Here is a 9,662-nt window from a genome sequence, read left to right on the forward strand (position 1 = left end):
GGCGAAGCGGCTGAAGGCGCTCGAGGATGAGAACGCGAAGCTCAAGAAGCTGCTGGCCGAGCAGATGCCCGACCTCGCCGCGATGAAGGAGCTGGTTTCAAAAAAGTGGTGACGCCTGCCGTGAAGCGCGAGGCGGTCGCGCATCTGAAGGCCCTGTTCGGGCTTTCGGAACGGCGGGCGTGCCGGATTGCAGGGGCGGATCGCAAGATGGTCCGCTACCGCGCCTCCACTCGTTGACGGATAGGCGTGCTTGAATGACCAAGGGTCTCTGGCTCGTCTGAATCGTCCTCAAGGTCATTGACTAGGGTTGGATCTACCCTTGGACGATCCTCGACGACTACAGACGCTACTTCGGTGCCTAGCGAAGCAAAGCGGCGCGGAGACTAGTCTCTTGGTCCCGCGGTTCTACGAGCCTGAGAGCCCCTTCGATGCTGCCGAGATGCTGCACCATCAGCGCTTCCGCTTCTTCGGTCTCACCCTCCATCAGCAGTTCAACCAGCCTAACGTGCTCATCGTGCCAGCAGTCGAGCGCCTGATTGTTGCCGAAGAGTTGGGTGATGAGCGATGTGCGCGCCACGAGGCGGCAGACGAGACGCCTGATCTCGGAGTTGCCGCACTCGTCGGCAAGCAGAATATGGAAATCGCCCGAATGATGAATGCGCGCGCGATCCTGAGTGTCTTGTACCCTGCTGTCCTCTGCTCCGAGCGATGCTACCATCCGATGGTGGGCCTGGCTGGTTATGCGACCGCTGAGCAGCTTCACGACCTGGACCTCAACGAGGCGTCGCAGATCGAATACGTCTCGGGCATCCTGAGCCGTTGGCCGCGCTACTCGAGCGCCTCTGTTCCGTTCGATCGTAACCACGCCCTCGGCCTCGAGGCGAACGAGGACGCGCTCGATGCTGCGCCTCGACGTTCCGTAGATGCTGCACAGTTCGGCCTCTGTTAGGCGGGTGCCCGGCGGCAGGCGCTGGTCGATCACGGCGGATAGGATCGAATCGTAGATCGCCACGTCGTCCAAGGCGGGCGACTTCTTGTAGCCAATCTTCCCAAGAGCGTCCTGCGCCGACATTCTCTTGCTCAATCCATCTGTATTTTGCACAATTTTTGCTCACAAATTGTGTGCAATCTGGATTTTTTCATAGTTTTACAGTTATTTGTTAGACCTAGACGCAGGAGGCATGAACAGAGTCTTGGCAGGAACAATACATGCAGTCGAGGGAAAACCATGAAAACGTTCAGATATATGCTCCTGGCCGCTGCGGTCATGGCTCCGGTCGCAGGCACCGTCCATGCTCAAGCAGAGGTCAAGGTTACCATGCCATGGGTCTTCCAGGGGCCAGACTCCTTCATGCTCGTCGCCGCAGACAAGGGGTATTATGAGGAGGAAGGCCTGTCGGTGACCATCGATGCCGGCCGCGGCTCGGTTGATGCGATCGGAAAGGTGGCGTCCGGCGCCTACGAATTCGGCTTCGCGGATCTCAGCAACCTCATCCAGTTCGCGGCGGAAAACGGCGAAAGCGCTCCCGTCTCCATCATGATGGTCTACGACGAAGGTCCGTTCTCGATCTTCACCATGGGCGACAGCGGAATCGAGAGCCCCGCAGACATGGAGGGTCACAGCCTCGGTTCTCCGGCTTTCGACGCAAGCTTCAAGCTCTTTCCCGCCTTCGCCTCTCAGACAGGAATTGATGAAAGCAAGGTCGAGCGGGTGAACATGGACGGGAAACTGCGAGAAACGATGTTGCTGCGGGGCGACGTCGACATGATCAGCGGCCACTACTACTCATCGTATATCGATCTTCTCAAGCGCGGCGCGAAGCCCGAGGACCTCAGGTCGTTTCTGTTTTCCGATTTCGGAATGGATTTCTACGGCAACGCGGTCATCGTTTCCCGGTCCCTCGCGGAAGAGAATCCCGATCTGGTGAAGGGTTTCCTTCGCGCTACGGCCCGCGGCATTCAGGATGTCATGGCGGACCCGCAAGTGGGCGTTGCGGCAGCCAAGGCACGCGACGGCCTGCTGGACGAAGAGGCCGAACTCGCACGGCTCGAACTCGCTCTGGAGACGCTGATCGTCACGGACTATACGCGGTCTGCGGGATTCGGTGATGTCGACATTGAAAAGCTCTCGAATTCCATCAAGCAGTTGTCGGGCGTGTTCAACTTCGAAGCCGACCCCGAGCCGACGCTCATCTTCGACAGCTCGTTCCTGCCGGACGCCGAACTTCGGCAAATCCCGAATTGAATTCCGAAGGATCCTCGCAGGTCGTAACGCGCGGCACCGTGGTCTCTCACCGCGGTGTCGCCGAACTCGACATCTTGATCCGGGACGGCCGGTTTGCGGGCGTCGGGCCGCCGGGCTCGCTCGTGTCGAAGGTGTCGGCCGACCATGTAGTCGACGCACGGGGCCTTCACGTTCTGCCCGGCGTCATCGACAGCCACGTGCACTTCAGGGAACCCGGCGGAGAACGGACCGAGGACTTCGAAAGCGGCTCGCGCGGCGCGGCTCTCGGTGGCGTTACCTGTGTCTTCGACATGCCGAACACGCAGCCGGCCGTCCTCACCCAACCCGACCTCGAAGCAAAGATGAATCTCGTGGGGCGTCACGCCTGGTGCGATTTCGGACTCTATGTCGGCTCAGACGGCGAGAACCTCGACGACCTGATCAAGATGGAAAGAACTCCGGGCGTCTGTGGCGTCAAGGTCTTCATGGGATCCTCTACCTCCGATCTCGTGATCAGGCGACAGGATGCGCTCGGCGGCATAATGGCCTCCGGACGCCGCGTGGTGTCGGTCCATGCCGAGGACGAGGATCGCATCGAGGCGCGTCGCCCGATGACCTCGGGTTCCGACGTCTTCATCCATGGCGAGTGGCGCGACGTCGAAAGCGCGGTCGCGGCGACGAAGCGCGCGATAGCGGAAGCGCGAAGGTACAATCGCAGGCTTCATATCCTGCACGTTTCCACCGCCGAGGAAATCGCGATCATAGCGGCAAACCGCGATCTGGTGACCTGCGAAGTGCTCCCGCAGCACCTCATCTTCGCCGCGCCGGACTGCTACCGAGACCACGGAACACTGGTTCAGCAGAACCCGCCCATTCGAGAGGCCCGACATCGCGAAGCGCTGAGGCGGGCGGTTCGCGACGGGGTCGTCGACGTGATCGGCTCCGATCACGGGCCGCATCTGCTCGAAGACAAGGCAAAGCCTTACCCAAGCCGGCATTCGGGAATGCCCGGAACCCAGACGCTCGTGCCCTTGCTTCTGGACATGGTGTCGAAGGGAGAACTTCTGTTGCCGCACGTCGTGGACTTGCTCTGCGCGGGGCCGGCACGGGTCTTCAACCTGGCTTGCAAAGGACGGATCGCCGTCGGTGGCGATGCCGATCTCACTTTCGTCGACCTTGACCGCAAAGTCAGGGTCAGCAATTCCATGGTCGCATCGAAATGCGGTTGGACCGTCTATGATGGGCACGAGCTTACCGGCTGGCCGGTCGGCGCGATGCTGCGCGGCGCCATGATCATGCGGGACGGGCAACTCATTGGAAGCCCCCGTGGAAAGCGCGCCCGTTTCATCGAAACAGCCGCTTGGTGCCCTGAACCGGAAGTCTCCTGTCAATGAACTCCGATGTCCAGACTCCGTCGCCTGACTGGAAACGACTATCTCCTCGGGAACTCAGGGAAGAGATGCGGGCGGGGACCTTTTCCGGTCTCACGTCAGGCCTTGCGCCGGGGTATCTCCAGGGCAATCTCATCGTCGTGCCGCAAGCCGCCGCCGACGAATTCGAGGAATTCTGCGGCGCCAATCCCCAATCCTTGCCGATCCTCGAGCGCGGCAGTCCCGGAGATCCTATGCTTGGATGCGGCGGCGAATTCGATGTCCGGACAGACCTGCCAAAATATCGGATATGGCGTGACGGGCATCCTGCGGAAGTGGTGCGGGACATGTATGACTCATGGTCCTGCGACAGCACGGCTTTCGTTCTCGGCTGCTGGTTTGCGAACGAGGACGCGCTCGCTCGCGCCGGCATCCGCATGAGGCATATCGAGCTCGGTATCCAAGGATCCCTCTTCCGCACCAACATTCCTTCGCGTTCGGTTGGGCGATTTTCGAGCCATGTGGTCGCCTCAATGCGTCCGTTCGCAAAAGGGGACGTAAAACGCGTCGCCGAGATATCCCGGGCTTTGCCGAAGGCGCATGGCGCCCCCATACACATCGGAGATCCCGGCTGTATCGGAATCGGAAATCTCGGCGTCCCGGATTTCGGGGAGCCGATTCCACCGCTGCAGGGGGAAACACCCATGTTCTGGGCCTGCGGCCTGACCGGTCAGGACGCTGTTGCAGCGTCGGGGATACCGCTTTTCGTCACCCACGAACCAGGACACATGGCCGTGACGGACATACCCGTGGAGCCCGAAACATGAACGCACTCATCGAACTCAAGAGCGTGGGAATGGTGTTCGACACCGGCAAGGAGCAGATACGCGCGCTCGAAGCGACGGATCTTTCCATCGACGAGGGGCACTTCCTTGCGGTCGTAGGTCCCTCCGGCTGCGGAAAATCCACGCTCATGCGGCTGCTTACCGGTTTGACCCGCGCGAGCGAGGGCGAAATCCGCATCGGCGATGTCACGCTCGACGGTCCTGCGCGCGATGTCGGAATGGCTTTCCAGAACGCTTCGCTCATGCCCTGGCGAACCACGCTCGATAATGTTCTCGTTTCCTTTGAAGTTTCTCCCCATCACAGGAGAGCCTTTGCAAGGGACCGGGGACCTTTCGTCGATCAGGCGTCGTCTCTTCTTGCGGAGGTCGGGCTCTCGAAGTTCAAGGACCGGTTTCCGTGGGAACTGTCGGGTGGCATGCAACAACGGGTGAACGTCTGCCGCTCGATCGTGCACGCCCCTCGCCTTGTCATGCTCGACGAACCCTTCGGCGCCCTTGATGCATTCACCCGTGAAGCTCTCTGGGCCGTGATGCAGCGGCTCTGGATCGAGCGCGGCTTCACCGCGGTGCTTATTACCCACGACCTGCGAGAAGCCGTCTATCTTTCCGACGAGGTCATCGTGATGAGTGCGCGCCCCGGTCGTATACTTCATCGTCAGCCGATCGATTTGCCGCGCCCGAGAAGCCTGGAAATGACTTACACGGATGCATTCCAGGGACATGTCCACATGCTGCGCGAGAAGATTCAGACCGACCAGGAGATGTCATGACCGATCGGACCATCGAAAGACTGATGCCGTGGGCAGTCACGATCGGATTCTTCGTGGTGTGGGAGATTTGCTGCCGCCTTTTCGATCTGGACGTGTTCATATTGCCTGCGCCGAGCGACATCTGGCGCGAAGCCATAAAATTCGCGCCTGAACTCGCCTATCACTCGGCACAGACGCTTTACACCACGCTCGCAGGGTTCGGCCTGGCGGTGGTCGTCGGTGTGGCTCTCGGAGCCGCAATCGGCTCTTCGCGGCTTGTCTACCGCGGCCTTTATCCGGTACTCATAGGTTTCAATTCGATTCCGAAGGTGGCCTTGGTCCCGATACTGGTGATCTGGTTCGGCATCGGCACGGTTCCGGCAATTCTCACGGCCTTCGTGATCTCCTTCTTTCCAATCGCCGTGAACGTTGCGACCGGTCTGGCGACCATCGAGCGCGATATGACAGACGTGCTCAGATCTCTCGGCGCCTCCCGGCGCGATATCCTGCTCAAGGTAGGATTGCCCCGTTCGATGCCATATCTTTTCGCCTCGCTCAAAGTCGCGATAACCCTGTCCTTCGTTGGTTCCGTCATCGCCGAAACGGTAGCGTCCAACAAGGGCATCGGTTACCTGATGCTTTCCGCTTCCTCGAACTACAACGTACCTCTGGTGTTCGCCGGCCTGCTGGTGCTGGCCCTGCTCGGCGTCGTGATGTACGTCGCCGCAGCCATGCTGGAGATGCGCACGAGCGCCTGGGCATTCAGAGGCAGCGACGTCGTTTCGTAATTCAATTCGCTTTCTTTGGACTGCTCCGACAGCGTGGCAGCCCCAAACCAGATATTGTCGATGGTCACCGCCGGCGTCAGAAATGGTGACCGCGACTTAAGAACGGGTGAGCAACAAAAACCCCTGCCCCAGATAGAACAGGCCGACGACGGTGATCAGGATGACTGTTCCGCGGCGGAAACCCTCGTTCGTGAAACGCGAAAGGATCGCGTGGCCGATAAGGGACCCCATGACGGAGAACGGCAGCGCAACGGAGATGGCAATGAGCTCTCGATTTTCGAGGCCAGACAAAGCTGCAGAATACAAGGCGATCTTGGCGAGATGCGAGATCAGAACGAGCGACGCTTTCGTGCCGATGATCTTTCGCCGGTCCATGGGCGTGCGGGCGAAGAAGATGTCGACGATCGGCCCGGCGACGCCGACCCCCAGGTTCAGGAGACCTCCGAGAAATCCGCAGAGGACAGCCTGTGGTGGACGGCTGGCATCCAGCATGATCCAGCGGGTCGGGATATAGCAGAACACCGGCAGAAGGCCGACGCAGATCGAAACGACCGCAATGTTCGGGGTGTACTCCACCAGCGTCAACAGCAGGAGTGCCGCCCCGATGCCGAGCACGGCATAGCGGATGATACGCCAATCGATCCACTCACGGGAGAAGTACGCCCGGGAGGAGTTGGCAACGAGCTGTATGACCCCTTGAGCCGCGATCGCCGCCTCGACGGGCAAGAGAAACAACAGGAAGCCCAGCAGGATCATTCCGCCGACCATCCCGAACACGCCGGAGAGCGTCGAGGTCAGCAGAACTGCAAGAATCAACCCGGCAATGAGCAAGCGTCTCGGCTCCCGTCTTGTCGGATGATGCGGTGCACTTGCCCGCTTCAGTCACTCATAATGCGCGCCGGCACCGGTCACCCCGCCGCCGGGATCAACGCCGAACGATGTTCTTCAATGAAGCCGGTGTGGACATCCCCGGAAACGAAACTGTCATGGCGAAGACAGGAGACGAGAAAATCCCTGTTGCAGGTGATGCCGGTCACTTCGGTTTCGTTCAGCGCTTGCAGGGATCGGGCAACGGCTGCGCGGCGGTCGGTACCGTGCGCAATGATCTTGGCGATCATTGGATCGTAGAAGGGAGAAACGACGTCACCTTCGCGGTACCCGGTCTCGACCCTGAGGTCGGAGGCTTCTTCCGGCAGCACAAAGCGTTCGAGTCGCCCCGGCGACGGGAAGAACATCTTCCTCGGGTTCTCGGCATACAACCGGCATTCTATCGCGTGCCCGGCGGGTTTCCCTCCGACCTCGGCATCGGGGCGCGCACCGCCAGCGAGTTCCAGTTGCATGGCCACCAGATCGACGCCCGTGACCATTTCCGAAACCGGGTGCTCGACCTGTATCCGTGTATTCATCTCCAGGAAAAAATACTCGCCCGTCTCGGCATCGAGAACAAACTCTACTGTGCCGGCGCCGGAGTACTTCGTTTGCCGGCAAAGCGCCAACGACGCCTCATGGAGTGCCCTGCGGGTCCCCTCCGCGAGGCGGGGCGCGGGAGCCTCCTCGATGATCTTCTGGAAGCGGCGCTGCAAGGAGCAGTCCCGTTCGAATAGATGCATCGCGGTACCATCTCCGAAGCCGAATACCTGCACCTCGACATGCCGGGCACGCGGCACCAGCCGCTCGAGATAGACGTCTCCGGACCCGAAGGCCTTCTCCGCGCCTTGCTGCACGGAGGAAACCGTTTCCTCAAGCGCATCGATCGCATCGACACGGCGCATTCCTATTCCGCCCCCCCCTGCCGAAGCCTTGACCAGGAGCGGCAGCCCGACATCCTCCGCCGACTTCTTTAGGGCGCCGACTTCGCCGGGACGGATACGCGCGCTACCGGGCAGAACAGGCACACCGGCGCTCCTGGCGGTCTCCCGGGCGGATTGCTTGTCGCCCATCCGGCGGATGGTCTCCGGCGAAGGGCCCACCCAAGTCAGGCCCGCTTCCAGGACAGCGTCAGCGAAATCCGCGCTTTCAGCCAGAAAACCGTAGCCCGGGTGAACTGCATCTGCGCCCATTCCGTTGGCTGCGGATATGATGCGGCTTGCATCAAGATAGCTCAGGGCGGCTTGCGGCGGCCCGATTTCCACCGCGTCGTCGGCCATCTCCACATGAAGCGCCCCGCGGTCGGCCTCGGAATAGACGGCGACCGGCGAGATGCCGAGTTTGCGGGCCGACCGGATGATGCGGCAGGCGATCTCGCCCCGGTTGGCAATCAGCAGGCGGCGCATCGCTCAGTCGTCCAGCCTGATCACCGGATCACCGTCCGCCACCATGTCACCCTTTGCGACCAGGATTTCGGCAACGGTCCCGGCATCCATGGCGACGACCGGAATCTCCATCTTCATCGCCTCGATCAGCATGACGGTGTCGCCCTCCTCCACCCGCTGGCCCGGCTCCACGAGCACCTTCCAGACCGTTCCGGTCATCTCGCTGCAGATGTCCACGCTCATTCGGCCGTACCTCCAGTTTCACGGATCGATCGTATCTCTGGAAATCCGGCGTTTCAAGTGCAACTACTACTCGCCTGCCGACGCTAGATTGACAGGTGGAGCAGCTATTAGTAGTTTCTTGTGACACTACTTCATTGGAGGGCTAGACGGCATGGACGACGAGCGGACCCGGAACCCCCTCGAAGTCGCAGCCGCGGAACTCGAAGACCATCGTGCCGCCGCCCTCGCCATGGGAAGCCCCAAGCGACTGGCCGAGCGGCGTGAAAAGGGCATCCTGAACGCCCGAGAGCGTCTCGACAAACTCCTCGATCCCGACAGTTTCCTCGAAGTGGGAATGCTCGCCCGATCACATCGGGAGGCGGCGCGCGAGAAGACCCCCGCCGACGGCAAGGTCGCCGGCTTCGGGCGCATTAATGGTCGGCCGGTCGCAGTCGTATCGAACGACTTTACGGTGCTGGGCGCTTCTTCGAGTGTGATAAATGGAAAGAAGATCAAGCACGTAAGAGAAGTGGCGGCCAAGAAGGGGATGCCGCTCGTGATGCTGGGCGAATCGTCGGGCGCGCGGATGCCGGACAGGATGGGTGCGGCCGGGCGTGCCATTCTCGGCCAGGACCCACTGGAGTTTCGCAGAGGGCGCGAAATGCCACTGGTCTCCGCCCTTCTCGGAGACTGCTATGGCTCCTCGACCTGGTACGGCTGCATGTCGGATTTCGCTGTCATGCGAAAGGGGGCGACCATGGCGGTCGCCTCGAGCCGCGTCACCTCGGTGGCGATCAATCAGCCTGTGGACCCGGAAGATCTCGGCGGCTGGAAACTGCATACCGAGAAGACCGGGCTTGTCGATTACGCCGTGGAAACGGATGAGGAGGCCCTGGCGGTTCTAAAGCGCTATCTGAGCTACATGCCGCAGCATTCGGGAGCGGAACCCGAACGCGCGCCCGTGCCCGATGGCTCTGATAAAGAAGCGCTCACGGTGGTCGACGGGTTCCCCACTAGCCAGAACAGCGTCTACGACTCACGAAAGATCCTGGGGGCGGTCCTCGACCGCGACACACTATTTGAGCTCAAGCCGCGCTTCGGGCGCTCGCTCGTAACCGGCCTGGCACGGCTCGGGGGCCGGAGTGTGGGTATCATCGCGTCGAACCCGATGGTGCGGGGCGGAGCGATCGACGTGGACGCGATGCGAAAGGC

Annotated in this window: 10 protein-coding genes and 1 pseudogene; 7 read left to right on the top strand and 4 right to left on the bottom strand. The window is 61.1% G+C overall.

The window, feature by feature from the left end; genetic code table 11:
- Positions 1 to 225: pseudogene (locus tag VJ897_RS14495) on the top strand (IS3 family transposase); the annotation flags it as partial.
- A gap of 133 nt (positions 226 to 358) precedes the next feature.
- On the opposite strand, the gene VJ897_RS15260 reads toward VJ897_RS14495, so the two are convergent.
- Positions 359 to 1,072 carry a GntR family transcriptional regulator gene (locus VJ897_RS15260; protein WP_414706768.1) on the bottom strand — a complete coding sequence of 238 codons (714 nt, stop codon included), beginning with the start codon at positions 1,070 to 1,072 and terminating at the stop codon, positions 359 to 361.
- A gap of 156 nt (positions 1,073 to 1,228) precedes the next feature.
- Here VJ897_RS15260 and VJ897_RS14505 point away from each other — a divergent pair, with 156 nt between their 5' ends.
- The 5 genes from VJ897_RS14505 (at position 1,229) to VJ897_RS14525 (ending at position 5,976) form a co-directional block, all read left to right on the top strand.
- Complete coding sequence (locus VJ897_RS14505; protein ID WP_324056475.1) at positions 1,229 to 2,245, top strand: ABC transporter substrate-binding protein; 1,017 nt, start codon at positions 1,229 to 1,231, stop codon at positions 2,243 to 2,245.
- Positions 2,242 to 3,618, top strand: a complete 1,377-nt coding sequence (locus VJ897_RS14510; protein WP_324056476.1) for a dihydroorotase — start codon at positions 2,242 to 2,244, stop codon at positions 3,616 to 3,618. The genes VJ897_RS14505 and VJ897_RS14510 overlap by 4 nt, the downstream gene beginning before the upstream one ends.
- Positions 3,619 to 3,683: 65 nt before the next feature.
- Positions 3,684 to 4,421 carry a D-glutamate cyclase family protein gene (locus VJ897_RS14515; protein WP_324056477.1) on the top strand — a complete coding sequence of 246 codons (738 nt, stop codon included), beginning with the start codon at positions 3,684 to 3,686 and terminating at the stop codon, positions 4,419 to 4,421.
- Positions 4,418 to 5,209, top strand: a complete 792-nt coding sequence (locus tag VJ897_RS14520) for an ABC transporter ATP-binding protein (protein ID WP_324056479.1) — start codon at positions 4,418 to 4,420, stop codon at positions 5,207 to 5,209. Before VJ897_RS14515 ends, VJ897_RS14520 begins: the two co-directional genes overlap by 4 nt.
- Entirely contained in the window at positions 5,206 to 5,976 is a 771-nt protein-coding gene (locus VJ897_RS14525) for an ABC transporter permease (RefSeq protein WP_324056480.1), read from the top strand. Before VJ897_RS14520 ends, VJ897_RS14525 begins: the two co-directional genes overlap by 4 nt.
- A gap of 96 nt (positions 5,977 to 6,072) precedes the next feature.
- Here the strand turns inward: VJ897_RS14525 and VJ897_RS14530 are convergent, their stop codons facing one another.
- The 3 genes from VJ897_RS14530 to VJ897_RS14540 form a co-directional block, all read right to left on the bottom strand.
- Entirely contained in the window at positions 6,073 to 6,807 is a 735-nt protein-coding gene (locus VJ897_RS14530; protein WP_324056482.1) for a TSUP family transporter, read from the bottom strand.
- A 77-nt stretch (positions 6,808 to 6,884) separates the two neighbouring features.
- Positions 6,885 to 8,249: an acetyl-CoA carboxylase biotin carboxylase subunit gene (locus tag VJ897_RS14535; RefSeq protein WP_324056484.1), complete on the bottom strand. Its 1,365-nt coding sequence runs from the start codon at positions 8,247 to 8,249 to the stop codon at positions 6,885 to 6,887.
- 3 nt (positions 8,250 to 8,252) lie between these two features.
- Positions 8,253 to 8,471 carry a biotin/lipoyl-binding carrier protein gene (locus tag VJ897_RS14540; protein WP_324056485.1) on the bottom strand — a complete coding sequence of 73 codons (219 nt, stop codon included), beginning with the start codon at positions 8,469 to 8,471 and terminating at the stop codon, positions 8,253 to 8,255.
- Positions 8,472 to 8,622: 151 nt separating this feature from the next.
- Here VJ897_RS14540 and VJ897_RS14545 point away from each other — a divergent pair.
- Positions 8,623 to 9,662, top strand: a 1,040-nt coding sequence (locus VJ897_RS14545; RefSeq protein ID WP_324056486.1) for a carboxyl transferase domain-containing protein, incomplete at its 3' end; no start/stop codon positions are given.

The organism is Salibaculum sp., from assembly GCF_035270045.1.
Classification (GTDB): domain Bacteria; phylum Pseudomonadota; class Alphaproteobacteria; order Rhodobacterales; family Rhodobacteraceae; genus Salibaculum.